Source organism: Streptomyces sp. KPB2 (assembly GCF_003950055.1).
Taxonomy (GTDB): domain Bacteria; phylum Actinomycetota; class Actinomycetes; order Streptomycetales; family Streptomycetaceae; genus Streptomyces; species Streptomyces salinarius.
Genome location: NZ_CP034353.1, coordinates 3,417,222 through 3,441,247 on the forward strand (window position 1 = coordinate 3,417,222; position 24,026 = coordinate 3,441,247).

29 protein-coding genes are annotated in these 24,026 nt (G+C 71.2%); 17 read left to right on the forward strand and 12 right to left on the reverse strand.

Annotated features, from left to right (window positions below; translation table 11 throughout):
- Window positions 1–8 precede the first annotated feature (8 nt).
- The 8 genes from D1J63_RS14935 to D1J63_RS14970 all read right to left on the reverse strand — a co-directional run bounded on the left by D1J63_RS14935 (window position 9) and on the right by D1J63_RS14970 (window position 7,377).
- Window positions 9–260 carry a hypothetical protein gene (locus D1J63_RS14935; RefSeq protein ID WP_125629243.1) on the reverse strand — a complete coding sequence of 84 codons (252 nt, stop codon included), beginning with the start codon at window positions 258–260 and terminating at the stop codon, window positions 9–11.
- Window positions 257–784, reverse strand: coding sequence for a hypothetical protein (locus D1J63_RS37660; RefSeq protein WP_346656448.1), 528 nt, complete (start codon window positions 782–784; stop codon window positions 257–259). The genes D1J63_RS14935 and D1J63_RS37660 overlap by 4 nt, the downstream gene beginning before the upstream one ends.
- A 580-nt stretch (window positions 785–1,364) precedes the next feature.
- Entirely contained in the window at window positions 1,365–2,558 is a 1,194-nt protein-coding gene (gene tuf, locus D1J63_RS14945; RefSeq protein WP_007443930.1) for an elongation factor Tu, read from the reverse strand.
- Window positions 2,559–2,732: 174 nt separating this feature from the next.
- Window positions 2,733–4,859 carry an elongation factor G gene (gene fusA, locus D1J63_RS14950; RefSeq protein ID WP_102929271.1) on the reverse strand — a complete coding sequence of 709 codons (2,127 nt, stop codon included), beginning with the start codon at window positions 4,857–4,859 and terminating at the stop codon, window positions 2,733–2,735.
- 39 nt (window positions 4,860–4,898) lie between these two features.
- The gene (rpsG, locus tag D1J63_RS14955) at window positions 4,899–5,369 is read right to left on the reverse strand and encodes a 30S ribosomal protein S7 (protein ID WP_003974303.1); all 471 of its coding nucleotides are present in this window, start codon (window positions 5,367–5,369) and stop codon (window positions 4,899–4,901) included.
- A gap of 2 nt (window positions 5,370–5,371) precedes the next feature.
- Window positions 5,372–5,743 carry a 30S ribosomal protein S12 gene (gene rpsL, locus D1J63_RS14960; protein WP_003948652.1) on the reverse strand — a complete coding sequence of 124 codons (372 nt, stop codon included), beginning with the start codon at window positions 5,741–5,743 and terminating at the stop codon, window positions 5,372–5,374.
- 290 nt (window positions 5,744–6,033) lie between these two features.
- Window positions 6,034–6,702, reverse strand: coding sequence for a hypothetical protein (locus D1J63_RS14965; protein ID WP_125629244.1), 669 nt, complete (start codon window positions 6,700–6,702; stop codon window positions 6,034–6,036).
- 225 nt (window positions 6,703–6,927) lie between these two features.
- Window positions 6,928–7,377, reverse strand: a complete 450-nt coding sequence (locus D1J63_RS14970) for a helix-turn-helix transcriptional regulator (protein WP_125629245.1) — start codon at window positions 7,375–7,377, stop codon at window positions 6,928–6,930.
- Between the two features lie 238 nt (window positions 7,378–7,615).
- Between D1J63_RS14970 and D1J63_RS14975 the strand changes: the two genes are divergently transcribed.
- Window positions 7,616–8,368, forward strand: coding sequence for a hypothetical protein (locus tag D1J63_RS14975; protein WP_125629246.1), 753 nt, complete (start codon window positions 7,616–7,618; stop codon window positions 8,366–8,368).
- Window positions 8,365–8,589 (forward strand): hypothetical protein, encoded by a 225-nt coding sequence (locus D1J63_RS14980; protein WP_125629247.1) that lies wholly within the window; start codon window positions 8,365–8,367, stop codon window positions 8,587–8,589. The genes D1J63_RS14975 and D1J63_RS14980 overlap by 4 nt, the downstream gene beginning before the upstream one ends.
- Before the next feature lie 74 nt (window positions 8,590–8,663).
- Here the strand turns inward: D1J63_RS14980 and D1J63_RS14985 are convergent, their stop codons facing one another.
- Window positions 8,664–8,927 carry a hypothetical protein gene (locus D1J63_RS14985; protein WP_102927615.1) on the reverse strand — a complete coding sequence of 88 codons (264 nt, stop codon included), beginning with the start codon at window positions 8,925–8,927 and terminating at the stop codon, window positions 8,664–8,666.
- A 356-nt stretch (window positions 8,928–9,283) separates the two neighbouring features.
- Between D1J63_RS14985 and D1J63_RS14990 the strand changes: the two genes are divergently transcribed.
- From D1J63_RS14990 to D1J63_RS15005, 4 genes are all read left to right on the forward strand, one after another.
- Complete coding sequence (locus D1J63_RS14990) at window positions 9,284–9,694, forward strand: hypothetical protein (RefSeq protein ID WP_061443059.1); 411 nt, start codon at window positions 9,284–9,286, stop codon at window positions 9,692–9,694.
- Between the two features lie 153 nt (window positions 9,695–9,847).
- A complete protein-coding gene (locus D1J63_RS14995) occupies window positions 9,848–10,456 on the forward strand; it encodes a phage tail protein (protein ID WP_125629248.1) in 609 nt (202 codons plus the stop codon).
- A gap of 55 nt (window positions 10,457–10,511) precedes the next feature.
- A complete protein-coding gene (locus D1J63_RS15000; RefSeq protein ID WP_125629249.1) occupies window positions 10,512–10,802 on the forward strand; it encodes a hypothetical protein in 291 nt (96 codons plus the stop codon).
- A gap of 65 nt (window positions 10,803–10,867) precedes the next feature.
- Window positions 10,868–11,209, forward strand: a complete 342-nt coding sequence (locus D1J63_RS15005) for a hypothetical protein (RefSeq protein WP_125629250.1) — start codon at window positions 10,868–10,870, stop codon at window positions 11,207–11,209.
- A gap of 3 nt (window positions 11,210–11,212) precedes the next feature.
- On the opposite strand, the gene D1J63_RS15010 is transcribed toward D1J63_RS15005, so the two are convergent.
- The 3 genes from D1J63_RS15010 to D1J63_RS15020 all read right to left on the reverse strand — a co-directional run bounded on the left by D1J63_RS15010 (window position 11,213) and on the right by D1J63_RS15020 (window position 13,079).
- Window positions 11,213–11,800 carry a hypothetical protein gene (locus D1J63_RS15010; protein WP_125629251.1) on the reverse strand — a complete coding sequence of 196 codons (588 nt, stop codon included), beginning with the start codon at window positions 11,798–11,800 and terminating at the stop codon, window positions 11,213–11,215.
- Window positions 11,801–11,886: 86 nt separating this feature from the next.
- On the reverse strand, window positions 11,887–12,273 hold the full coding sequence (locus D1J63_RS15015; RefSeq protein WP_125629252.1) for a DUF3592 domain-containing protein: 387 nt from the start codon (window positions 12,271–12,273) through the stop codon (window positions 11,887–11,889).
- A gap of 392 nt (window positions 12,274–12,665) precedes the next feature.
- Window positions 12,666–13,079 (reverse strand): DUF3592 domain-containing protein, encoded by a 414-nt coding sequence (locus D1J63_RS15020; RefSeq protein ID WP_125629253.1) that lies wholly within the window; start codon window positions 13,077–13,079, stop codon window positions 12,666–12,668.
- Window positions 13,080–13,119: 40 nt separating this feature from the next.
- On the opposite strand from D1J63_RS15020, the gene D1J63_RS15025 reads away from it, so the two are divergent.
- The 11 genes from D1J63_RS15025 to D1J63_RS15075 all read left to right on the forward strand — a co-directional run bounded on the left by D1J63_RS15025 (window position 13,120) and on the right by D1J63_RS15075 (window position 23,999).
- Window positions 13,120–13,827, forward strand: coding sequence for a hypothetical protein (locus tag D1J63_RS15025; protein WP_125629254.1), 708 nt, complete (start codon window positions 13,120–13,122; stop codon window positions 13,825–13,827).
- Between the two features lie 39 nt (window positions 13,828–13,866).
- Entirely contained in the window at window positions 13,867–15,066 is a 1,200-nt protein-coding gene (locus D1J63_RS15030) for a phage tail protein (protein WP_125629255.1), read from the forward strand.
- Window positions 15,063–16,346: a tape-measure protein gene (locus D1J63_RS15035; RefSeq protein WP_125629256.1), complete on the forward strand. Its 1,284-nt coding sequence runs from the start codon at window positions 15,063–15,065 to the stop codon at window positions 16,344–16,346. Before D1J63_RS15030 ends, D1J63_RS15035 begins: the two co-directional genes overlap by 4 nt.
- A gap of 42 nt (window positions 16,347–16,388) precedes the next feature.
- Window positions 16,389–17,333, forward strand: a complete 945-nt coding sequence (locus D1J63_RS15040) for a phage tail domain-containing protein (RefSeq protein ID WP_125629257.1) — start codon at window positions 16,389–16,391, stop codon at window positions 17,331–17,333.
- Window positions 17,334–17,382: 49 nt separating this feature from the next.
- A complete protein-coding gene (locus tag D1J63_RS15045) occupies window positions 17,383–18,582 on the forward strand; it encodes a hypothetical protein (RefSeq protein WP_102931496.1) in 1,200 nt (399 codons plus the stop codon).
- Window positions 18,583–18,599: 17 nt separating this feature from the next.
- Window positions 18,600–19,706: a hypothetical protein gene (locus D1J63_RS15050; RefSeq protein WP_125629258.1), complete on the forward strand. Its 1,107-nt coding sequence runs from the start codon at window positions 18,600–18,602 to the stop codon at window positions 19,704–19,706.
- A gap of 3 nt (window positions 19,707–19,709) precedes the next feature.
- Window positions 19,710–20,426 (forward strand): hypothetical protein, encoded by a 717-nt coding sequence (locus D1J63_RS15055; protein WP_125629259.1) that lies wholly within the window; start codon window positions 19,710–19,712, stop codon window positions 20,424–20,426.
- Window positions 20,427–21,022: 596 nt separating this feature from the next.
- Window positions 21,023–22,483, forward strand: coding sequence for a phage tail protein (locus tag D1J63_RS15060; RefSeq protein ID WP_125635487.1), 1,461 nt, complete (start codon window positions 21,023–21,025; stop codon window positions 22,481–22,483).
- 74 nt (window positions 22,484–22,557) lie between these two features.
- The gene (locus D1J63_RS15065) at window positions 22,558–23,490 is read left to right on the forward strand and encodes a peptidoglycan-binding protein (protein ID WP_125629260.1); all 933 of its coding nucleotides are present in this window, start codon (window positions 22,558–22,560) and stop codon (window positions 23,488–23,490) included.
- 10 nt (window positions 23,491–23,500) lie between these two features.
- Window positions 23,501–23,752: a hypothetical protein gene (locus D1J63_RS15070; RefSeq protein WP_125629261.1), complete on the forward strand. Its 252-nt coding sequence runs from the start codon at window positions 23,501–23,503 to the stop codon at window positions 23,750–23,752.
- Window positions 23,739–23,999 carry a hypothetical protein gene (locus D1J63_RS15075; protein WP_061443073.1) on the forward strand — a complete coding sequence of 87 codons (261 nt, stop codon included), beginning with the start codon at window positions 23,739–23,741 and terminating at the stop codon, window positions 23,997–23,999. The genes D1J63_RS15070 and D1J63_RS15075 overlap by 14 nt, the downstream gene beginning before the upstream one ends.
- Window positions 24,000–24,026: the final 27 nt, after the last annotated feature.

Below are 24,026 nucleotides of genomic sequence, written 5' to 3' on the forward strand. Positions count from 1 at the left end.
CCAGGACTTCAGCCGGCGTCGGACGCCCCGAACACCTCGGCGACCGACACCGCGGTGATCGCCCTCCGGAACCAGACACCGAGAACACCCAGGTCATGACAGCCCAGAATCCGCTCCCGCGCCTCCTCGGACACCTCGACCCCCCGGTCCCCGAGTAGAAGCAGAATGGCCTCGGCGCGGCCGACCGCCCGCCCCTCCGCCCGAAGGTTCTGCGCGGTCTGCGACTGGAAGAAGGAGAGGTCGGGACTCGTCCCGCTCATCCCTCGGTGTCCCCGAACACTTCGGCGACCGACACCGCCGTGGTCGCCCGCCTGAGCCAGACGTCGAGGATTTCGAGGTCCTGACAGCCCAGGATGCGCTCCCGCGCCTCCTCGGACACCTCAACCGCCCGATCCCCCAGCAGAAGCAGAACGACTTCGGCACGGCCGACCGCCCGCCCCTCCTCGCGCCCCTCCGCCCGAAGGTTCTGCGCGGTCTGCGACTGGAAGAAGGAGAGGTCGGCGGCCATGATCTGCCTCCAGAGGTTCGCGGCCGGCGTCGTGCCGAGGCCTTGTTCCGTGAGTTCGATGAACTTGCTTGCGGTGCTCTCGTCGTCGGCCGACAGGTCTTTCAGTGCCGTCGCCAGCGCTTTCAGTATGGCACCGGCATCCGGGTCCCGGCGGTGCACGGCCGCGGAGAGGACCGTCAGGGGGATGTCGCGCGCGGCCTCGTCGGGGCTGTTGATGACCGGCAGGCTGTCCGGCCCCAGGACCAGCGGGCGCACCGTGAGCGAGGGCCACTGCACCGGGCCGATGTCGACGTGCCGGGACGCCCAGTCGGCGGTGCGGCGGTCGGCGCAGACGACCAGGAGAAGCGGCGGCAGGCGGTACTTGGCGTGCAGGTGGGACAGGTAGTACGCCCAGCTCGCGGGCTTGTCCAGTCCGGCTTGCCCTGGGACTCCACGGCGAGGAGAAACCTCGCGCCGTCCCCGGTCTCCAGGCGCAGCAGCGTGTCCACGCGCCGTTCCACCGGGCGGTTCTCGGTGAGGTCGGTGGGAAAGGGGACGGCCGCGACGGGGTCGGCGAAGGTGACGCCCACGCCTTTGACCGCGCGTACGAAGAGACCCGGGTCCTCCTGGAAGATCCGGTGCAGCGTCTCATGGGATGAACTGACCATGCGGCAGAAATTAGAACCGCCGAGGCACTGGCCGCAGACATATGCCGACGACTCCCGCGAACGAGTGACTCCCCGCCCGCGGCCGTTGACGCCATCGGGTCGTGGCCATCACCACGACACGGCGAAAGGGCCCGTACGACCGAAGTCGTACGGGCCCTTTCTCAGGCATCAGCCCATGTCAGGTCAGGTGACCGACAAGCAAGCGGAACTTACTTGTTGATCTTGGTGACCTGGCCGGCGCCCACGGTCCGGCCACCCTCGCGGATGGCGAACTTCAGGCCCTCTTCCATGGCGACGGGCTGGATGAGCTCCACCTTCATCTCGGTGTTGTCACCCGGCATGACCATCTCGGTGCCCTCGGGGAGGGTCACGACGCCGGTCACGTCCGTCGTACGGAAGTAGAACTGCGGACGGTAGTTGTTGAAGAAGGGGGTGTGACGGCCACCCTCGTCCTTCGACAGGATGTAGGCCTGGGCCTCGAACTCGGTGTGCGGGGTGACCGAGCCCGGCTTGATGATGACCTGGCCGCGCTCGACGTCCTCGCGCTTGATGCCGCGGAGGAGCAGACCGACGTTCTCACCGGCCTGGCCCTCGTCGAGGAGCTTCCGGAACATCTCGATGCCGGTGACCGTGGTGGTGGTCTTCTCCTGCTTGATGCCGATGATGTCGACGGTCTCGTTGACCTTGAGGACACCACGCTCGATGCGGCCGGTGACGACCGTACCGCGACCGGTGATGGTGAAGACGTCCTCGATCGGCATCAGGAACGGCTTGTCGACGTCGCGCTCGGGCTCCGGGATGGCCTCGTCCACGGCCTTCATGAGCTCGAGGACGGAGTTGCCCCACTCCTTGTCGCCCTCGAGGGCCTTCAGGGCGGAGACCTTGACGACCGGAACGTCGTCGCCCGGGAACTCGTACTCGGAGAGGAGCTCACGGACCTCGAGCTCGACGAGCTCCAGGATCTCCTCGTCGTCCACCATGTCGGCCTTGTTCAGGGCGACGACGATGTACGGAACGCCGACCTGGCGGGCCAGGAGCACGTGCTCCTTGGTCTGCGGCATCGGGCCGTCGGTGGCGGCGACCACGAGGATGGCGCCGTCCATCTGCGCGGCACCCGTGATCATGTTCTTGATGTAGTCCGCGTGACCGGGGCAGTCGACGTGGGCGTAGTGACGCGCCTCGGTCTGGTACTCGACGTGCGCGATGGAGATGGTGATACCGCGCTGGCGCTCCTCGGGCGCCTTGTCGATCTGGTCGAAGGCCGAGGCCTCGTTCAGGTCCGGGTACGCGTCGTGCAGCACCTTGGTAATGGCGGCCGTGAGGGTCGTCTTACCGTGGTCGATGTGACCGATGGTGCCGATGTTGACGTGCGGCTTAGTCCGCTCGAACTTCGCCTTCGCCACTGGGGTCCTCCTGTGGAGTGGTTCTGTACGCCTTACTCATCGGCGCCAGGATGATCTTTGCTGGAAAGCCCGGGTGCCGGGGGCATTCCGCCGGGTTCGCGGCGGAATGCCCCATGCAGGCTCCGGGGTCAAGCCTAAAGCGTGAGAACGGGGTCCGTTAAACGGAGTAGCCCGTTACTCGCCCTTGGCCTTCGCGATGATCTCCTCGGCGACGTTCCGGGGAACCTCGGCGTAGGAGTCGAACTGCATCGAGTAGCTTGCGCGACCCGACGTCTTGCTGCGGAGGTCGCCGACGTAGCCGAACATCTCCGACAGGGGCACGAGGCCCTTGACGACGCGGGCGCCCGCACGCTCCTCCATGGCCTGGATCTGGCCACGGCGGGAGTTGATGTCGCCGATGACCTCACCCATGTAGTCCTCGGGCGTGGTGACCTCGACGGCCATCATCGGCTCCAGGAGCACGGGCGAAGCCTTGCGCGCGGCCTCCTTGAAGGCCTGCGAACCGGCGATCTTGAAGGCGAGCTCGGAGGAGTCGACCTCGTGGTAGCCACCGTCGATGAGCGTGACGCGGACGCCCGTCATCTCGTAGCCGGCCAGGATGCCGAACTGCATGGCCTCCTGCGCACCGGCGTCCACCGAAGGGATGTACTCCTTCGGGATGCGGCCACCGGTCACCTTGTTCACGAACTCGTACGAGGCGTCGCCGCCCTCGATCGGCTCGATCGCGATCTGCACCTTGGCGAACTGACCGGTACCACCGGTCTGCTTCTTGTGGGTGTAGTCCACGCGCTCGACGGTCTTGCGGATCGTCTCGCGGTACGCGACCTGCGGCTTGCCGACGTTGGCCTCGACCTTGAACTCGCGCTTCATCCGGTCGACCAGCACCTCGAGGTGAAGCTCGCCCATACCGCCGATGACGGTCTGGCCGGTCTCCTCGTTGGTGTGCACCTGGAAGGAGGGGTCCTCCTCCGCGAGACGCTGGATGGCGACACCCAGCTTCTCCTGGTCGCCCTTGGACTTGGGCTCGATCGCGACCTCGATGACCGGCGCCGGGAAGTCCATGGACTCCAGGATGACCGGGTTCTTGTCGTCGGACAGCGTCTCACCGGTGGTGGTCTGCTTCAGGCCCATGACGGCGACGATGTCGCCGGCGCCCACCGACTCGATCTCCTCACGCTTGTTGGCGTGCATGCGGTAGATCTTGCCGATGCGCTCCTTCTTGCCCTTGACGGAGTTCAGCACTGCGGTGCCGGACTCCAGGCGGCCCGAGTAGACCCGGACGAAGGTGAGCTTGCCGAGGTGCGGGTCGCTCATGATCTTGAACGCGAGCGCGGCCAGCGGCTCGTCCTCGGACGGCTTGCGCTTGACGACGACCTCGGGGTCCTTGACGTCGTGGCCCTCGATGGCCTCGACGTCGAGCGGGGTCGGCAGGTAGCGCACGACCGCGTCGAGCAGGGGCTGGACGCCCTTGTTCTTGAACGCGGTGCCGCAGAACACGGGGGTGACCGTGGTCTCGTCGGACTTGCCGGACGCGATGGTGATACGACGGATCGCGGCGTAGAGCTGCTCCTCGGTGGGCTCCTGGCCCTCCAGGAAGAGCTCCATGACCTCTTCGTCGTTCTCCGCGACGGCCTCGACCAGCTTGCCGCGCCACTCCTCGGCGGCCTCGGTGTGCGTGGCCGGGATGTCGACGGTCTCGTACATCTCGCCCTTGGCGGCCTCGGCGGACCACACGAGCGCCTTCATGCGGACCAGGTCCACGACGCCCTTGAAGTCGGCCTCGGCACCGATCGGGAGCTGCATGACGAGCGGCTGGGCACCCAGGCGGTCCGAGATCATCTCCACGCAGCGGTGGAACTCGGCCCCGGTACGGTCCAGCTTGTTGACGAAGCAGATACGCGGCACGCCGTAACGGTCGGCCTGACGCCACACCGTCTCGGACTGCGGCTCGACACCGGCGACACCGTCGAACACGGTCACGGCACCGTCGAGCACACGCAGGGAACGCTCCACCTCGACGGTGAAGTCGACGTGCCCCGGGGTGTCGATGATGTTGATCGTGTAGTCGTTGTCCTCGAGCGGCCAGTGGCAGGTGGTGGCAGCGGACGTGATCGTGATGCCACGCTCCTGCTCCTGCTCCATCCAGTCCATCGTGGCGGCGCCGTCGTGGACCTCACCGATCTTGTACGACACACCCGTGTAGAACAGGATCCGCTCGGTGGTCGTCGTCTTGCCCGCGTCGATGTGGGCCATGATCCCGATGTTGCGGACCTTGGCCAGGTCAAGTGAAGTGGTAGCCATAAGGCTTCAGTCTTCTCTCGGTCTCGATGTGGGTAGCGACTACCAGCGGTAGTGCGCGAAGGCCTTGTTGGACTCGGCCATCTTGTGCGTGTCCTCGCGCTTCTTCACAGCGGCACCCAGGCCGTTGGAGGCGTCGAGGAGCTCGTTGAGCAGACGCTCGGTCATGGTCTTCTCGCGACGGGCGCGGGAGTAACCGACGAGCCAGCGCAGGGCGAGCGTGTTCGCACGGCCCGGCTTGACCTCGATCGGGACCTGGTAGGTCGCGCCACCGACACGGCGGGACTTGACCTCGAGGGTCGGCTTGATGTTCTCGAGAGCGCGCTTGAGCGTGATGACCGGGTCGTTGCCGGTCTTCTCGCGCAGACCCTCCATGGCGCCGTAGACGATGCGCTCGGCGGTGGAGCGCTTGCCGTTCAGCAGCACCTTGTTGATCAGGGAGGTCACCAGAGGAGAACCGTAGACCGGGTCGATGATGACCGGGCGCTTCGGGGCGGGGCCCTTACGAGGCATTCTTACTTCTCCTTCTTGGCGCCGTAGCGGCTGCGAGCCTGCTTGCGGTTCTTCACACCCTGGGTGTCAAGCGAACCGCGGATGATCTTGTAGCGAACACCCGGCAGGTCCTTCACACGGCCGCCGCGCACGAGCACGATGGAGTGCTCCTGCAGGTTGTGCCCCTCACCCGGAATGTAAGCGGTGACCTCGATCCCGCTGGTCAGACGCACACGCGCGACCTTACGCAGGGCCGAGTTCGGCTTCTTCGGGGTGGTCGTGAACACACGCGTGCAGACGCCGCGGCGCTGAGGGGAACCCTCGAGTGCGGGCGTCTTGTTCTTCTCGACCTTGTCCTGCCGGCCCTTGCGGACCAGCTGCTGGATCGTAGGCACTACTTCTCCGGTTTCTGTGTGCCGAATGGTGAAGCTAACCTGGAACGTCACCGACCCACGCGGTCGGGTGTGTCGAAACCGCGAGCCCCGTCCGCGAGGCGGTGGGAGACGCGAAATGCGGTGGCCACATACGGCCCCGGTGCGGTTGTAGGCACGCACGAGGCCAGGGCACACCCCAGGCACAAGGTCTGAGCGTACCTAGCGCATTCGCTGCGGTCAAAACAAATGGGCGACACCGGCGGCCCCGCCCGGTTCGGCGGGTTTTGCCCCGATCGCCGACGGGAGCGCGCTCACAGCGCACCGCCGTCCGAGGCGCCGGCGCGGCCGTCGTCGTCCGGTCGACGGCGGTTCGTGCGCAGCCGGGGAATGGTGGGCGCGCGGGAGCCGGGGCTCTTGGGGACCAGTGCGGGCGGTGCGGCCGACCTCCGGCCGCCCGTCGCGTTCGCCTGTGACGCCGGGGCGCCGGCCCCACCGGGTCCGCCGGGCCCGCCGGAGCCGCTCCGCTTCCGCGCCTGCCCCGCTTCGGCGTTCGCGCGTGTTCCGTCGCCGTTCGCGCGCGCTCCGTCGGGGTCGGCGCCGTCCGTTTCCGGTCCCTCCTGGCGCAGCGGGATCACGACCGCCTGGCCCGGTGCGCGCCGTACCAGCCGTAAGGCGCGTCCGTTCGCGGCCCTCGCCTCGGCCAGCGCGGGTTCGTACCGGGCCGCGGCGTCCCGCCAGCCGCTGGCGTACGCCGCCGTCTCGCGGCGGTCCAGCTCCGCCCGGAGCAGCACGACCACCTCGTCGGGCGCATGCCGGTCGAGGTAGTGGCCGAGCATGGCGAGGAGCCCCGCGTAGTCGTCGGGGCCGGGAGCGCCCGCGAGGGGGGCCGGCGGGTCGTCGGCGGAGGGGGGCGGGGAGTCGCCGGGCGCGGGGGCCGGGTCGCCGGAGGGCGGGAGGGGCTGGTCGCCCTGCTCGGCCATGAGGAGTCCCCCCGTCCCACGCGAAGTGCCGACGCTGCGTTCGCGGCAGATCCGAGTCAGGACGGCGCGCGCACCCCCTCGCCCGAAGGGCGTGCGCCGACGCTGATGCTTGCGCCTGCCGGGGTGGGGGGACAGGCCCGCACAGTTTACGGGCAGCCCTTTCGGCCCCCTCGGCCAGGCACGCGGCAAGATCCACACGCGGGAGCCGCGGGTCGCCGGGCGGGGTCAGTCGGAGGCCAGCGGGGTCCGCTCCTCGCGCACCGGCGCCGACGCGTCGGGGAGGAACTGGCCGGCGACCCTGATGAACATCTCCCGTTGCTCGGCGGCGACACCGAGTCCGTCGGCGGCCTCTTCGAGCGTGAGGCGGCGTTCCTGGGCGTCGCCCCGGCCGGCGGGTGGCGCCGAGGGCAGGGGGAGGTCGTCCTCGGTGAGGCGGCCGGAGCGGATGAGCATGTCGCGCACCGGCACCTGAAGGACGTGCGCCAGCCTGCGCGTCGTCTCCAGGTCGGGCATGCTCTGCCGCTGGAGCAGCCGGGTGATGGCCGCCCGGTGCACCCCGGCCTCGTCGGCGAGGCGGGATTTCCCGCCACCACGCGGGTTGTCGATGTCGAAGCCGCGTCGGCGGATCAGCTCCTCGATCCAGGCCGCGAAGCGGTCGAGTTCTCCTGTGCTCACGTGCGGTCGCCTCCCTCCAGAGCGGATATCAGCGTATCGCGCTTGCGCGCAAGGAATTACCGGCTTACGTCGTCTCGTTTGTGAGGGTTTTGTCGAGTCGAGCCGCGCCCAGTCGGGGTCGGTGCGGCGGGGATTGGCCGGATTCGATCGGATCGGCATATGCCACTTGCGAGCGAGCGCGCAACATGCCAGTGTGCGGGCTCGCAACACCACGTTGCCCGGGGAGAAAGGACCACCGATGTCCGCACCGAACGACGCCGCGAAGACGGCCCAGCCGGCCCGTGACGCCCTGCTCTGGATCGAACTGCTGCTGCGGCAGTTCCCCGAGCTGCTGGCCGAGCTGGCGCCCGCCCACCACTCCCCCTCGGCCCCGCCGCCGGCCGTGGTGCGGCCGACCGCCCCGGCGCCGGGCCGCACCCGCGCCGAACGGGAGGAGGCACTGCGAGCCGAACAACTGCACGGCCTCACCCCGTCGGGACCGTCCACCGCACCCCTGCGCCTGCACGTCTCCGACGCCGTCCGCGACATCACCGACGGCGTGGTGGAGCTCGACGAGGCCGTGCACGACCGGCTCCGGCTGCCCCGCCCCCGCCGGGCCCAGGTGGCAGGACGGCTGCTGCGCGTCGCCGCGCTGCTCGGCCGGGCCGCCGACGACCCCCTGCTCGTGGAGCACGTCCGCGACGAGGCCCGCCGGATGGCCCGGCGCTGCACCCGCGCGCTGGGCGCCGCGGAACCGGTGGTGCGGGTGAGCGGCCGCTGCCCGTGGTGCGACTCCGTCTCCCTGCGCGCCCTGCCGGCCCGGCGCGCGGTGCTCTGCGTCAACCCCGCCTGCCGGTGCGCCGACCAGGACTGCGACTGCCGTACGGACCCGGCGCACCGGCACGCCTGGGGCGTCGGCGAGTGGGCCCGGCTGGCGGCCGAGTCCGGTGCCGACCTCGCGGAACTGACCGGCTCGGCGACCGACACCGCGGACCGGGAGGTACGCCGATGACGACGCCGACCCTGCTCACGGGGGCGCTGGCCGCGACCGAGGCGGGCGTGTCCCCGGCGACCATCCGCAAGTGGGTGCAGCTGGGACGCCTCTCCCCCGCCGGCAAGCAGGGGCGGGCCCAGCTGTTCCGGCTGGAGGACGTCTTCGCCGCCGAGCGCGACGCCCGGGGCGGGCGGGGCGGTCAGGGCGGGCGGCCGGGTGCGTCCGGCCAAGACGCGTAGGGCGTCCGCGCGCAAGACATACAAAGGGGAAGAGGGGCGGTCCACCCGGACCGCCCCTCTTCATGTGCGCGCCGCTACTTCCCCGGCCCGGCCGGCATCCGGAAGACCCGGGCCCCGTCCTGCGCTCCGTCCGCCGACAGGACCACCGCCTCGCGCCAGCCGCAGCGGAACCCCCGCGTCTCCGCCTCGGCGGCGATCCGCGCCCCGACCTTGCCGACGACGGCGGCGAGTGTGCGGGCGACGTCGGCGGTGTACGTACCCGACTCCCCCGCCTCCGCGGCCACTTCGACCACCGCGACCACGACGTCGTCCAGCCGTTCCTGGGCACTGATCACCATCACGCTCCGTTCACCCCGCCGCAGCTCCTTCGTGCTCGCGCCGCGTCACGGCGCTCCCCGCTTCAGAACCGCCACCCTTCGAATCGCCTCACTCGAATGTCTGTTCGATAGGGGCAGACTAACAAACGGGGCGCCGCGATGCGGGAGTTACGGACGCGGTGCGCCGACACCTCTCACCGGCGATTGATTGCGCGTCCGCGCTAGTTAGTTGCGCACACGCACAGAGTGCGTCACACTAGATGCAGCGGCGGAGCTGTGCCCATCCCTCCCTTCCGGGCACCGCTCCGCCGTTGGCGTTCCCGCCCTCGCCCCGCCCGCTGCGGGCACCCCACCACCGACAGGAGTGATGCCCTCTCATGAGTTCCTCTCCGAGCACCTTCCCCGACGTGGAGGCCATCGTCGTGGAACTCCTCTCCGACCGCCCGGACCTCGCGGAGGCGGTCGTGGACGAGACTCCGCCGCCGGGCTTCGACGGCACCCAGCCGGCGGTGATCGTCTCCCGGCGCGGCGGCGCGTGGATCGACGACCTCCACCTGGACCAGCCGCTCATCGAGCTGGAGGCCTACGGGCCGGACAAGCCGACGGCCCACCGCCTGGCGAACGCCGCCCGCGCCGAACTGCTCGCGGCGGCCGGCCGGACGTACGGGACGAACGTCGTGATCAGCGACGTGGTCGAGGCCGACGGCCCGCGCTGGCTGCCGGAGTACCTGTACCCGGCGGCCAACCGCTACCTCTGCGTGCTGCGCGTCTCGCTGCGCATCGGCTGACCCCGGCGGCACCGGACCACCCGGGCGCGGGCCGGACCCCGCACCCCCAGACGAGGCCCCGTCGACCGGCGGGGCCTTCGCCGTATCCACGGCGGGCGCCACCCGGGCGCCACCCAGGCACCACCCACGGAAACCCATCCCAAGGAGACATCCATGGCAGGCAACAACTCGTCCGAGATCCGCGTCGCCGGCACGGGCCGCGTCCTCATCGCGGACGTGGGCGCGGCCCTCCCGGCCGCCTTCTCCGACAACCCGGCGGCCGACTGGGGGTCGGGGTGGATCGACCTCGGCTACACCTCCACCGACGGCGTGACCTTCTCCAAGAAGGACAAGCTGGACCCGGTCGAGACGTGGCAGTCGATCAGCCCGGCCCGGTTCGTCTACGCGGACCGGGACCTGACGCTGAAGTTCTCGATGCTGCAGTTCAACGAGGACACGCTGCCCTTCTTCCTGGGCGGCAAGTCGGCGGACTTCCGCCGGGACGCCACGTCCGGCGCCGTCCAGTTCGACGTGCCGGACGGCCCGACCTTCGACGAGCGCGCGCTCGGCCTGGAGTTCACCGACGGCTCGGCGGTCACGTACCGCTTCGTCATCCCGCGCGGCCAGGTGACGGCCACCGACGACATCAAGCTCGCCCGCAAGGCGGCCGCGCTGCTCGGGGTCACCTTCACGGCGCTGTCCCCGGGTGACGGCCAGGCCCTGGCGACCTTCGTCATGAAGGACGCCGCCTACGCGGTGCCGGCCTCCGCGCCGACCGCCTGATCCCCGGCCCGGGCCGGGCCCCTCACACCCCACCACGGACGGAGAACTGACACCCATGGCCTCATTCGACGTGAACGCCGCCCGCGCCCAGCGCATGGAGGCGGTCGGCCGCTCCTGGTCGTTCGCCCTGGACGGCGACGCCTTCGAACTACCCACCGAGCTGAGCCGCGCCACCGCCAGGGCGCTGCGCGGCCTCGACGACAACGACGTCGACGGGCTGCTGAAACTGCTGCTGGGCGACGACCAGTTCGCCCGCTTCGAGCAGCACGACATCACCATGCAGGACATCGCCGCGATTTTGGAGGCGTACGGCAAGGAGACCGGGCTCGGCCTGGGGGAAGGCTGAGCCTCGACGCGTTCGTAGAAGAACACGCCGAGGCTCTGGAAGCCGACCTGCTGCGGCACTTCGGTGTGGACCTGCTCGACTGGCACCGCGGCCGGCTCTCCTCCCGCCGGCTCGCGGTGCTGGTCAAGCACATGCCACGCGACAGCGCAGTCAACCAGGAACTCCACGGCGACGGCGCCGAGTGGACGGTCACGGACTACCTCCTGGCCGCCGCCGTCGACCACCTGGCCGCCGCCAACTGGATGTTCGCCTCCGTCAACACGGACGAGGACTCCGAACCGCCCGAGCCACCGGTGCCGGTGCCGCGGCCGGGAGACGAGGCACCCTCTGCCGACCCGACCCGGGAAGAGGCGGAATCGCCGGTCGCCGCCCCCAGCCGTGCGGAACTCATGCGCTTCTTCGCGTGAGCGTCAGACCAGCGCCATCCCGGCGCAGCAACCGAGCACAGCGCCCACCAGGCTCAGCGCGAGAAGGACGTTGCGCGCGCGCTCCTCCGCGGGGCCCGACGCGGCCACCGTGCCGCCGCGGTCGATCCGCACGCTCCACAGCAACAGGGCGGTCCCCCACCTGCGGAACAACCAGCGCCCGTACAGCACGCCGGGCAGCAGGGCGCTCAGCAGGCCTACGACAGCCATGACCACCCGGCTCTGGAACGTGTCGGCGACGAACACGGCAGACCACAGAAAGCGGGCCCCGAGGACCGCACCCATGACGACGGGCACCACAGCGGCCGGCATGGGCCCGCGCACGCCCTCCCGCCACAGGTGGGCGAGCAGGACGAGCACCCCGGCCCCCGCTGCGAACAACCCCGCCACCGAGTATCCGGTGCCGGACGGACAGGGAACACCGATACGCGGACCGCAGTTCGAATGCCTCCCGGCCAATTCCCACATGGCCGTCAGGAAGCTGCCCACACCTGCCCATATCACCAGATTGGCAATGAGCACAAGCATTCGGGACGCAAGTGCATTATTCACTACGGTCTCTTCGTCGCGCACGTTCCCTACCCGCCTCACAGAGCCAGAAAGACTCCCGCGCAATCCTGAAAGACCGATGCTGTTGTTCTCGCTGGCCGTTTTGCCGCTCAACCGAGGGCCATCGCCAGGAGACCGATCTCGACCGCCGTGAGCATGATCAGATCCATGCGTTTCCACAAGGGCTTGCGGGCGGAGAGGACGGTCTCCACCCGGCCGGGAGCCTGCGGATCGTACAGGACCGCGACAAAGTCCCCCACCCGGGTCCCAGCGGGCACATCGCTCTCGTTCGCCGAACAGGTCATCCGGCTGCCGTCCCCGATGGGGAAGCTCAGAAGGAACGTGGGGCCGCCGCCCTGGGTGCGCCACTCACGGTCGTAACAGCGCGCCTTTGCCTCGACACCACGCTTTCGTACCAGCAGTCGCCGCCTGGATATCCAGATGATGGCCAGAAGTCCGAGAACCGACGGCATGAAAAGCAGGGCACCCGAACTCACGCGCCACTCCTTCGAGAGACAGAACGGACCGGAAGTGTTCCATCACACCACACCGGTCTGGCCGAGGTGTTGAGAGATTGCGGCAGGGCCCGCGAACGAAGAACTCGCCGAGGACAGTTCAGAGATCAGGGACGCTCACAGGGGGGAAGGCGGACGAATCTGCCGTCTCAGAACTGCTCGTACGGTCGGACCTCCGACCGAAGGCGCTGATCCGCACTCACCGACCCGGCCGGCCCGAGCAGGCGTCTGACCCCGCCGACACACCGCGGCCGTGCGGAACCCATGCGCTTCTTCGCCTGACGCGGGTCGACCGGCCAGGCACCCGGGGCCGGGAGCCGGCCGGGGAGCGCTCCGGGAGGGGTGCCGTGCCTCCGCAAGCCGGTCGGGCCGCTCTAACCGCCGACGATCCAGCCCAGCAGCACGAGCCCGGGGACCCCGAGCACCAGCGCCAGAACCGACAGCATGACGGCCATGCCGTACCCGATCGGCGGTACCTCGGCGTTCTTCGGTCGGCGGGGGTCGTAAACCACGTCCACCGGCTCCCCCACCCGCGCGCACGCAACCGCCGCCGGCCGGCTCAGGCAGGTGAACTTCTCACCCGACGCCACCTCGTACCTGACGATCACGGCGACACCGTCCTTGGCGAACGTGTGCCTGACGCAGACTCCCGCGACTCGCACACCCCTTGCACGCACGGCGAACGCCCGTTGGGCCATAAAGGCCATGACCCCGGCGCACCCCAGCAGCACGAGGGTGTGGGGGAGGAAATACGCCGAGCCCGAAGCAGCGAGGTACGCGGATGCCATACGCCCATCCAAGCCGGAAGCAACAGTGAAGGGAAGCCCCATGATTGACGGGTCAGGCTACAGCCCCTACGGCCCAACCGCTCCGACACTCGACGACTGGAAAGCGGCCTACGCCGTCGTGAAGCAGGAGGTCGACGAACTCCGCTCCAAGTACCAGAAGTTCGACGACCACTTCGCCCACAAAGCGGTCAACGCGTCGAATCAGCTGGAGTACTTCAGCAATCAGCTCGTCAAGTGGGACATGGAAGCGCTGGCCATAACTCCCACCGGCATCACGCTCGCGGGCGCGGAGGTGTACAAGTTCCCCTGGGTCACCAGGTTGGAGAACACCCGTCTCGGCATCGTGGGCCGGGCGCGCCGTGCGGGCATGCGCGACGACGAGGCCGAGGACTCGGCCGGAAACGGCGACGGATCGGCCGGCAGGTCGGCCGACCTGGAGCGGACCCTGCGCGGCCACACTCTCAAGATCACCAACCTCAAGCGGGCGGGCACGCTGACCCGCCGCACCCTCACCACCCACGGGCTCAAGATCCGCCAACTCGCGGCGGGCCAGTCCTCGGCGGCCCGGCACACGGCGACGTCCGTCGCACGCCAGGCGCGCCAAGCCGAGCAACGCGCGCAGCGGTCGTTCGCCACTCCTTCCCAGCGCCGGTCCGCGCGTGCGGAAGCGGATCAACTTCGGCAGGTCCAGCGGGCCCTCCGGGACGTACAGACGCAGGCGGATTCCCTGTCGCGTGCACTGGCGTGATCCGGGCATCGCCTCACCGAGACGTTCAAGGAGAGAACCATGTCCCTCGCCACAGCGGCAGGCCGGGCGTCAGCAGCGGTCCGCGGGCTCCAGACCCAGGCCACGGCGGGAGCCAGAGCGGCTCAGAGCCTCGGCCGTGCGATCGGCACCGGCGACCGTGAGCTGAAGAAACTCAAGACCTCCGCCCACGGCTCAGCCCGCGAGTTCCAGAACATCCAGCGCGCCGCCGACAAGGCCGAGCGGTCGATGTCGAAGGCCGGCAAGACCGGGCAGAAGAGCGGTGGCCAGGTCGGGAAGTTCAAGTCCGGGGCCGACAAGGCGTCCAAGGGCATGAAGGGGCTCAACAAGTCGATGAAGGGCAACCTCGTCGGCCAGTTGCTGTCGCTGCTCGCGCCGCTCGTCGAGAAGGTGGTCGAGATGGCCGCCCGCTCGAAGACCATGCAGAAGGTCCTCAAGGTCGCCTTCGCCGCGATCAAGAAGGTCATCAGCGCGGCCATGAAGGTCATCGGCCCGATCATGAAAAAGGGCGCCGCGCTGATCAAGAAGGTCTGGGACGGCATCAAGAAGGCGATCACCGTCGTCATCAAGGCCGTCGCCAAGGTCATCAAGACCTACTTCAACGCCTGGAAGAAGATCATCACGACGGTGATGAACGCCGTCAAGAAGGTCGTCTCCAGCGTCTGGAACGGCATCAAGAAGATCATCACACCCGTCGTCAACTGGATCCGCACCGTCATCCCGAAGGCCTTCAGCCGGGTCAAGGAGAAGCTGTCCAGCATCTGGGGCGGTCTCAAGGGCATCGCGAGCCGCGCCTTCGGCAAGATCAAGGGCGCGGTGAAGGGCCCGATCAACTCCGTGATCGGCCTCATCAACTCCGCCATCGGCAAGCTCAACCGCATCAAGGTCAAGATCCCCGGCTGGGTCCCGGGCGTCGGCGGCAAGTCCTTCGGCATCAGCCTGCCGCAGATCCCGCGGCTCGCCGCGGGCGGCATCGTCCAGCCCCGCAGCGGCGGCGTGCACACCATCGTCGCCGAGGCCGGTGAGGCCGAGGCCGTGCTGCCGCTGTCCAAGCTGGACCGGCTGCTGCGGCACACCGCGCGCCGCAGCCGCGCCGACTCCGTCAACGCGACGGCCGGCGCCGTCTCCGGCTTCCAGATCGAGAACTACTACGAGGCGTCCTCGGCCGACCTCCAGGAGACCGCCGCCGCCCTGCTGTTCCTGTCCAAGGCCCGCGGATGAGCGCCGCCGCGCTCGGTGCCGGCGCGGACCCGCTCGCGGGAGTCGCGGGAGCGCTGCGTTCGTTCCGCACCCACCTCGCCGGCAGCGCCCGCTCGGTACGGTCCGCCGTCCGGGACATCGGCCGGACCGGGACCGCCGTCGACCGCATCAAGGGCGGCGCCGCCTCGGGGAGTACCGCGCTCAAGCAGCTGAAGACCCGTGCGGACGCCGCCGGCCGGTCCCTCACCAGGACGGGCCGCACCGCCGGCCGTACGGCGACCCAGCTCCGTACCGGCCGGGGCAAGGCCCGCGCCACCCTCGCGCCGCTGAACTCCATCGCCTCCGAGGGCGCCGCCTTCAGCGGGCTCGTCGGCGCGCTCGGCAAGGGCTCGGGCACCGTCTCCAAGCTCATGGGGCTCTTCGGCGGCGCGCTCACCGTGGCCTCCGGCGCGATGACCGCCGTCAACGTCGCCATGCGCGCCAACCCGCTCGGGTTCCTGCTCGGCCTGGTCGCCCCGCTGGTCGGCTACCTGATCGACTACGCGGTCAACTCCGAGACCGGGCAACGGATCATCAAGAAGGTCTTCGACCAGGTCCTGAAGGTGTTCCAGGGCATCGTGAAGTTCCTCGGTCCCGTCCTCAAGACGTACGCCACCGTGATCTCGGCCTACTTCAAGGCCTACGTCACGGTCATCACGACGGTCCTGAAGGTCGTGGGCGCCGCCCTGTCCAAGGGGTTCAACGGCACCCGCACCGCCGCAACCTCGGCCACCCGCGCCCTGTCCGGCCTGGTCCGCCGTGCTTTCGGCGGCTTCCGCACGGCCGTCCAGCCCGTCCTGGACTGGATCACCAAGAAGATCCCCGACAAGTTCAAGCGGGTCAAGGACGCCGTGTCCCGGACCCTCGGCGGCATGGGCCGCTTCATCAGCACCGGCATGCAGGGCGTCATGGCCGCCGTCACCGGGCCGGTCAAGGCCCTGATCTCGTTCGCCAACTGGGTGATCGACGGCCTGAACAGGCTCAGCTTCAACTTCTTCGGCAAGAAGTTCGGCGTCGACCTGCCCAAGATCCCGCAGCTCGCCGAGGGCGGCGTCGTCCAGCCCGCGGGCACCGGCGGCACCCCCTCCGTGCTGCCGCTCTCCGCGCTCAGCCGGCTGCGCCCCGCCGAGGCCGCCGCACCGAGGACCCCGGGCACCGTCGCCGCACCGGACCGGGCCCGGCTGCGCAGCTACCGGGCGGCCGAGGGCAACGGCCCGCTCGCCGTCGCCGCCGACCTGCTGTTCCTGCACGCGGCGGCATGAGCCCGTGCCCGCCCCACCCATGAAGCGAGGTGACGGCCCTCCATGGCCGAGACGACAACCCCATACCCGCAGGAGACCGCACCCGGCTCACTGATCACCCGCGACGGGCAGATCCAGTGGGCCGGACTGCTGATGGGCCCCGGCACGCCCTACGAGATCGACCGCACCGGCATCACCGGCTGGGACGACCTTCCGGTGCTCGACACCGGCGACATCGTCCGCCCCGACCAGCACGGCGCCTGGCCCGGTGCCCGCTGGGCCCAGCCCCGGCTGGTCGGTGCCTCCGTCTGGCTGCTGCCCCCGGCCGCCGCACGGGCCCGCGACGTCATCGGCGCCTTCCGGGCCGCCACCGGCGTCGGCGGCGGCGAACAGTGGCTCGCCGTGCGGCTGCACGGCGAGACCCTGGCCGTACGGGCCCGGGTGAGCCGCCGGGTCGTACCGCAGGACCGTTCCTTCGTGGTGCACGGCGCGTCCCGGACCAGCCTCCAGTGGACCGCCACCGACCCGCGCCGCTTCGGCACCGTCCTGCGGGAGGCCCGGACCACCCTGCCCCGCGCCGAACCGGGCCTGGACTGGCCCGCCGAGCCCGGCGCCACCCCGGCGGGGCTCGCCTGGCCGCTGGAGTGGGGCGCCACCGGAGCCGCCGGCACCTGCACCGCCGTCAACGGCGGGGAGGCGGCGGCCCACCCGGTGATCGAGTTCCGCGGCCCGGTGCTGCGGCCCACCCTGTCCCGGCTCGACGACGGCCGACGGCTGCGGTACGACATCGTGCTCGGCCCGCAGGACGTGCTGACCGTCGACACCGAGTCCGGCACCGTCCTGCTCAACGGCACCGCGTCCCGGCTCTACACCGCGAGCCCCGACTCCGCGCCCGAGCAGCTGTTCCAGCTGCCGCCCGGCACCACGGAACTGGCCTTCCGCTCCAGTGACACCACCCCGGACCCGAGGGCCTCCGCCACCCTGCGCTGGCGCGACGCCCACTGGTGAACCCGGCTCCGGTCCGGCTTCCCGTTCCCACACCCCTCAGGAGGACACCATGCCCGTACGCAGCGCCTGGCTGATCAACCGCACCGAGACCGAATCCGGCCAGTCCCGGGCCGACACCCGCCTCGCCCCCGTCGGCACCATGAGCCCGAACGGTGCCCTGACCAGCCTCGGTGGCGTACTTCCCGGGTCCCAGACCGGCGAGCACCTGATGTCGGGGCTGTACGTGTTCGGCGAGAGCGCCGGCATGCGGGCCACCGTCGCGCCGGGCCGCGCGGTGATCCAGGGCCAGGGGCCGGCCGGGGCCTACCCGGTCGTCCTCACCGACTACACCAGCCTGCTCCTGGAGGACGGCGACGCCTCCAACCCGCGCATCGACCTCGTCGTACTGCGCGTCCACGACGCCCAGTTCGACGGCGGCGACCGCACCGAGGCCGCCCTGGAGATCGTCAAGGGCGAGGCCGCCGCCACCCCCGAACCGCCGCAGACGCCGCCGGCCTCGATGCCGCTGGCCCGGATCACCGTGCCCGCGGGCGCCTCGGCCGGCACCGACGGCATCGACTGGGACACGGACGTCTACGACCTGCGCACGCCGACCGTGGCCGCCGGCGGCATCCAGCCGGAGTCCTGGAACCGTGAGGTGCCGGGCGGTTACCCGGGCCAGTACCGCGACACCGTCGCCACCCTGCAGCGCTGGGACGGCACCCGCTGGGCCGACTACCCCCGCCAGGTCGGCGGCATCGCCCCGCAGGGCGCGCTCGCCGCCGGCGAGTACACCGGCCAGTACCGCGACGAGGCCGGGGCACTGCAGCGCTGGGACGGCACCGTGTGGCGGCCCGCCGTCCCGTCCACCGCCTGGGCCTACAACAACGACGGCGGCTACTGCACCTCGACCGCCTGGGTGGAGGCGGTCGAGGACACCAAGGGCCCCACGGTCACCGCCACGTTCACCGTCCCGGTCACCGGCGCGATCCTGGTGACGGTGGGCTTCATGGGCAACAACGGCGTCGAGGGCCAGTGGTGCCGGATGGGCGTCAACATCCGCAAGGACGGCGTGCTGGTGCTCGGTGCCGACGAGGTCCGGTCGGCGTCGGCCGGCTCCAAGACCCTGACGTCCGTCTCCGACACCTTCCGCGTCACCGGCCTCAAGGCGGGCGAGGTCTACACCGCCGTCTCCGCCTACTGCTCCTCCGCGACCAGCAACCGGGGCTGGTTCGACAACCGCTACATCCGCGTCGACCCGCTCGTGTGAGGACGGTGAGGACAGCCATGACCGCATCCGTCACCACGCCCGTCTACCGGGCGCTCTTCTGCGACCTGCGCACCGACCGGCTCCTGGACGTGCTGCCGCTCACGGAGACCAAGTTCGACGACTACATAGGAAAGCCCGGCTCGCTCAGCGCCACCGTCCCGCTGCCCGAGGGCTCCCTGGCCGCCCGGGCCCGGGCCGCGCTCCAGCCGGGCCGCACCGCGGTCTGGCTGGAGCGCGACGGAGACATCTGGTGGGGCGGCGTCCTGTGGACCTGCACACCGGTCTCCGACGAGCAGGGCAGACTGAAGGTGCAGTTCCAGGCCGGCACCTTCGACTCGTACCTGGACCACCGCATCCTCGGCCAGGACCTGGCGGGCACCGGCCTGGACCAGTTCGACATCGCCCGGACCCTGATCGCCCACGCCCAGGAGCAGGCCGGCGGCGACATCGGGATCAGCCTCGGCCACGAGCGTTCCGGGGTGGTGCGGGATTACGCGTACGCCTACTCCGCGCTCGCCCGGGTCCGCGAACTGCTGGACAAGCTCGGCCAGTTGAGCGACGGCTTCGAGTGGCGCATCCGCTGCTACCGGGACGCGGAGGGCCGCCGGGTCAAACGGCTCCAGCTCGGCCACCCGCGGATCCGCACCGGGCACACGGACATCGTCCTGGACCATCCCGGGCCCGTACTCACCTACAGCCTGCCGACGGACTCCACCGTGCAGGCGAACGTGTGGGTGGCGCGCGGCGAGTCGGCCAACACCGACCAGTCCCAGGGCTCCCAGCCGCTGACCGTGCGCGAGGAGTTCCCCGGCGACCTGGCGGGCGGCTGGCCGCGCCTGGAGGCCACCTCCGACCACGGCGGGGTCGCGGACGAGGCCACCCTGCGCTCGCTGGCCCGCGCCGAACTCGCCCGGCAGAACCGGCCGGAGGTCATCCCCGAGCTCACCGTGCTGCTGGACGGGCGGATCACGCCGGCGCTGCTGGGGGCCGGCATCCGGCTGCGCATCCACGACCTGTGGCACCACGAAGGGCTCGACACCACGTACCGGATCGTCGGCATCGCGGTGACCCCGCCGCAGCGCACCAAGGCCGAGACCGCCGTGCTCTACCTGGAAGGAGTGTGACCCGTGGCGATCATCCCCACCGACCTGCTGGACCGTATCCGCGCGCTGGAGCGCCAGGTCAGGGAGTTGATGGGCAGCGCCAACACCACCCCGGCGCAGAACCGGATCATGGGCGGCGAGGTGGTCATCGGCGAGCAGGGACGGCTTCGGGTGCGCACCTCCGGCGACCAGGACCTCCTCTATCTGGGGCGGGTCCAGCCGGACCGGGGCGAGGACGAGCCCCAGCAGGGGTTCGTCGTACGCCGTGACGACGGGTCCCTGGCGCTGACCGTGTGGACGGCGGCGCCCGACACCCTGCCGGTGCAGCCGGTGCAGGTCATCGACCGCCGGGGGAACGTCGTCCTCGCGGACGACGCCGCCCTCGGCGGCCTGGCCCGCCCCTACGTCCCGTACCCGCTGCCCGGCCCCGCCGCCGCGGACCGGTGGGAGTCCACCGGCGCGACCGACTGGACGACGCTCCACCGCGGCCCCGGCATCGTCCAGCACCCCCGGCTGTACTGCGCGATCGCCGCCGAGGGCGGTGCGGGCGCCGAGGTGCGCCTGCTCGTCGACGGCGTCCAGCTCGGCCCGGTGGGCGGCCCGGGCGACGGCCTGGTCCTCACCGAACGGATACGCGCCGCGTACGGCGCCACCGTCACCTTCGAGATCCAGGCCAGGGTCGCCACCGCGGGCGACACCGTCCGCTGCCGCCCCCTCGCCCTGTACGGCGTCCAGTCCTGACCCGGCCACCGGTCCGCCACCGCGGGCGGTGCCATCCCCTGCGCCACGACCGCCCCGCGAACGGCACCCGTCCCGCCCCGGCGAACGACACCACCTCGCACACCACGACCGCCACCGCGCCCGGCGCCATGCCCCACGCCACGACCGCCCCGCGAACGACACCCGTCCCGCCCCGGCGAACGACACCACCACGCACACCACGACCGCCACCGCGCCCGGCGCCATGCCCCACGCCACGACCGCCCCGCGAACGACACCCGTCCCGCCCCGGCGAACGACACCACCACGCACACCACGACCGCCACCGCGCCCCACACCGCGCCCGGCACCACGGCCGGTGCCATGTCCCACACCGCGCCCGGTGCCATGCCCCACACCACGACCGCCACCGCGCCCGGTGCCATGCCCCACGCCACGACCGCCCCGCGAACGACAACCGTCCCGCCCCGGCGAACGGCACCACCTCGCACACCACGGCCGGCACCGCGCCCGGTGCCATGTCCCACACGACGGCCGGTGCCATGTCCCGCACCGCCTACGACACTCCGTCCCGCCGCGCGGACGGCACCCCATCCATCACCGAGGAGGGCACCCGCGTGCTGCCTGAGAACATCCCCACCGTCACCCTCACCGCCCGCTACCTGACACCCGACGGCCGCCCGATGAGCGGCACCGTCGAGTTCCGGCCCCCGGCGCTGCTCACCCATGCCGAGGCGGACCTCTTCCTGGGCGGCCCGACCCGCGCCACCCTCGACGCCGACGGCAGGATCAGCGTCGTCCTGCCGGCCACCGACGCGCCCGGCTGGAACCCCGTGGTCTGGACGTACACCGTCACCGAGAAGCTCGCCGGGCTCGCCCGCGGCGGACGTACGTACCAGATCGCGCTGGCGGCGTCGGTCCCCGCGGTCGACCTCGCCGACATCGCGCCGGCCGATCCGAGCACCCCGCAGTACGTGGCCGTGCCGGGGCCGCCGGGACCCGCCGGAGAGCTCGGCCCGCAGGGGCCCGCAGGCCCGGCCGGCGCGGTGCATTCGGTCAACGGTCACACCGAGGCCGACATCGTGCTCGGCGCCGCCGACGTGGCCGCCCTCGCCGCCGCGTCGGCCGGCGCGCCCGGCGGTGTGGCCACCCTCGGCGCGGACGGGCTGGTCCCGGCCGCGCAGCTCCCGGCCGGCGGCGGCGCCGTCGCCTCCGTCAACGGCATGACCGGGGACGTACAGCTGACGGCGGACGCCCTGGGCGCGCTGACCCCGGCGGCGGGCGACGCCCGCTACGTGGCGCTCGGCGCCGCCCCGGTACGGTCCGTCAACGACCTCACCGGCGAGGTCGTCCTCACCGCGGCCGACGTCACGGCGGTGCCCGCGGGCGAGGCGGTGCTGCTGGCCGGCGACCAGACCGTGGAGGGCACCAAGACCTTCGCCGTCCCGCCGGCCACCACCGCCGCCCCCACCACGGACGACGCCCTGACCCGGCGCGGCTACGTGGACGCGGTGTCCTCCGCCGGCACCTGGTCCCCGTCGGCGATGGGCTTCCACGGCTGGTCCTTCGACCCGGCGGCGAGTTCCGCCAACTCGGTGCAGTACTGCATCAACGGCTGGGTGTACCTCATCGGCATCCCGCTGCACGCCCCCGCCCTCGTGAAGAACGTCGTGTTCTACGTCCCGGGCTACGCGGGCAACAACGCGCTCAGCTCCTCCTCGTACGCGGGCCTGTACACCGAGGCGGGCAAGCGGGTGGGCCTGACCGCGTCGCTGACCACGCTGATCCCCGCCACCGAGGGCCGGACCGTGATCTGCCCCCTGTCCGCCCAGTACAACGCGCAGCCGGGCCGGTACTGGGTCGCCCTCGTCGTCAACGGGCCCAGCCCCACCAGCAACGGCCCGGCCTTCATGCGGGGCGCCAGCATGGGCGAGGCCCCGGGCGGCAGCGCCCGGATGCCGGGGAGGTTCATCCGCCACGGCCGGCTGGGCGTCACCGGCCAGACCTCGCTGCCCACCACCTTCGACCCGGGAACCGTGGTGGCCGACTCCAACGCGATCTGGGCCGCCCTGTCCTGACCCGCCGCCCGTGCCCAGGCCCCGTGCCCGAGCGGTGCGGGGCCTTCGCGCACCCGAAACGAGAGGAACCCCTCGTGGCCACTCCCCTGAGCGCCGACCGGCTGCTCGCCGCGCTGCGCGCCGAAGGCGTCGACGTCGTCGAGTACGGCTCCTGGCGCACCCACAACCGCAACCACAAGGGCGCCTGGGGCCCCGTCAACGGCGTGATGATCCACCACACCGTCAGCAGCGGCACCGAGTCCTCCGTCGCCCTCTGTTACAACGGCCACTCGGCCCTCCCCGGCCCGCTGTGCCACGGCGTCATCGACAAGGCCGGCGCCGTCCACCTGGTCGGCAACGGCCGCGCCAACCACGCCGGCGGCGGCGACCCCGACGTGCTGGACCGGGTGATCGCCGAGGACTACGGCGACCGCCCGCCCGCCCCGCACGAACACGAGGGCAGCGCGGGCGCCGTCGACGGCAACGCCCGCTTCTACGGCTTCGAGTGCGTCAACCTCGGCGACGGCGAGGACCCGTGGCCGGCCGCCCAGCTGGACGCGATCGAGCGGGTCTCGGCGGCGATCTGCCGGGCCCACGGCTGGAGCGCCCGCAGTGTCGTCGGACACCTGGAGTGGTCCGACTGGAAGGTCGATCCGCGCGGCTTCACCATGCCGTCCCTGCGGGACCGGGTCGCCGCCCGGCTCGGCTCCCCGGCGAGCGGGGCGGGCAAGGGGGGCGCGTCCCCGTCCCGCCCCTCCGGCGGCCCGGCCGCACCGCGCCACCAGCCCTTCCCCGGCGCCGGCTTCTTCACCACTCGCACCAGCTCCCCCGTCATCACCGCCATGGGTCGCCGGCTCGTCGCCGAGGGCTGCTCCGAGTACGCCGTCGGGCCCGGCCCCCGCTGGACCGACGCCGACCGCCGCTCCTACGCCGCCTGGCAGCGCAGGCTCGGCTTCCGGGGCGCCGACGCCGACGGCATTCCGGGGCGCACCTCATGGAACGCCCTCAAGGTCCCGTACACGAAGTGAGGAGCCTGCCATGTCCGACGCCGCCAGGCGTACCGCCCGCACCGTCGTCCAGACCGCCGTCGCCCTTGCCCTGCTTCTGCCCGCGCTTGTCGACGCGGCCGGAATCCCGGCGACCCTGCCCCGGATCGCCGGGGCCCTGGCCGTCGCGGGGGCGCTGACCCGGGTCATGGCCGTGCCCGGGGTGCAGGCCCTGCTCCCGGCGTGGCTGCGCACCGCGCCGCCCGGAGCCGCACCGTCGGGAGCCGCCCATGACGGAGACTGACCCGAACAACCCGGTCGCCGTCGCGCTGGAACTGGAGCGGCTGCGCGGCAGCCTGGAGGCCGGCTTCGCCCGCGCCGACGGCCAGCTCGCCCTCCTGGTGCAGCGCAGCGACCAGACCGACAAGCAGCTCGCCGACCACGAGGCCCGGCTCGACACGCTGGAACGCTCCCGCTGGCCTCTCGCGAGCATCACCGCGCTCGCCGCGACGGCCGGCGTCGCCGTCGCCCTGTGGGAGGTCCTGCACTGACCCACGCCGAAGGGCGGCCACCCCCAC

What these genes read in the sequence shown, in the direction of transcription:
- D1J63_RS14935 (WP_125629243.1), bottom strand. Translation starts at nt 260, where the DNA reads ATGAGCGGGACGAGTCCCGACCTCTCCTTCTTCCAGTCGCAGACCGCG.
- fusA (WP_102929271.1), bottom strand. Translation starts at nt 4,859, where the DNA reads ATGGCTACCACTTCACTTGACCTGGCCAAGGTCCGCAACATCGGGATC.
- rpsG (WP_003974303.1), bottom strand. Translation starts at nt 5,369, where the DNA reads ATGCCTCGTAAGGGCCCCGCCCCGAAGCGCCCGGTCATCATCGACCCG.
- D1J63_RS14965 (WP_125629244.1), bottom strand. Translation starts at nt 6,702, where the DNA reads ATGGCCGAGCAGGGCGACCAGCCCCTCCCGCCCTCCGGCGACCCGGCC.
- D1J63_RS14975 (WP_125629246.1), top strand. Translation starts at nt 7,616, where the DNA reads ATGTCCGCACCGAACGACGCCGCGAAGACGGCCCAGCCGGCCCGTGAC.
- D1J63_RS14980 (WP_125629247.1), top strand. Translation starts at nt 8,365, where the DNA reads ATGACGACGCCGACCCTGCTCACGGGGGCGCTGGCCGCGACCGAGGCG.
- D1J63_RS14985 (WP_102927615.1), bottom strand. Translation starts at nt 8,927, where the DNA reads ATGGTGATCAGTGCCCAGGAACGGCTGGACGACGTCGTGGTCGCGGTG.
- D1J63_RS14990 (WP_061443059.1), top strand. Translation starts at nt 9,284, where the DNA reads ATGAGTTCCTCTCCGAGCACCTTCCCCGACGTGGAGGCCATCGTCGTG.
- D1J63_RS14995 (WP_125629248.1), top strand. Translation starts at nt 9,848, where the DNA reads ATGGCAGGCAACAACTCGTCCGAGATCCGCGTCGCCGGCACGGGCCGC.
- D1J63_RS15000 (WP_125629249.1), top strand. Translation starts at nt 10,512, where the DNA reads ATGGCCTCATTCGACGTGAACGCCGCCCGCGCCCAGCGCATGGAGGCG.
- D1J63_RS15020 (WP_125629253.1), bottom strand. Translation starts at nt 13,079, where the DNA reads ATGGCATCCGCGTACCTCGCTGCTTCGGGCTCGGCGTATTTCCTCCCC.
- D1J63_RS15025 (WP_125629254.1), top strand. Translation starts at nt 13,120, where the DNA reads ATGATTGACGGGTCAGGCTACAGCCCCTACGGCCCAACCGCTCCGACA.
- D1J63_RS15030 (WP_125629255.1), top strand. Translation starts at nt 13,867, where the DNA reads ATGTCCCTCGCCACAGCGGCAGGCCGGGCGTCAGCAGCGGTCCGCGGG.
- D1J63_RS15035 (WP_125629256.1), top strand. Translation starts at nt 15,063, where the DNA reads ATGAGCGCCGCCGCGCTCGGTGCCGGCGCGGACCCGCTCGCGGGAGTC.
- D1J63_RS15040 (WP_125629257.1), top strand. Translation starts at nt 16,389, where the DNA reads ATGGCCGAGACGACAACCCCATACCCGCAGGAGACCGCACCCGGCTCA.
- D1J63_RS15045 (WP_102931496.1), top strand. Translation starts at nt 17,383, where the DNA reads ATGCCCGTACGCAGCGCCTGGCTGATCAACCGCACCGAGACCGAATCC.
- D1J63_RS15050 (WP_125629258.1), top strand. Translation starts at nt 18,600, where the DNA reads ATGACCGCATCCGTCACCACGCCCGTCTACCGGGCGCTCTTCTGCGAC.
- D1J63_RS15070 (WP_125629261.1), top strand. Translation starts at nt 23,501, where the DNA reads ATGTCCGACGCCGCCAGGCGTACCGCCCGCACCGTCGTCCAGACCGCC.
- D1J63_RS15075 (WP_061443073.1), top strand. Translation starts at nt 23,739, where the DNA reads ATGACGGAGACTGACCCGAACAACCCGGTCGCCGTCGCGCTGGAACTG.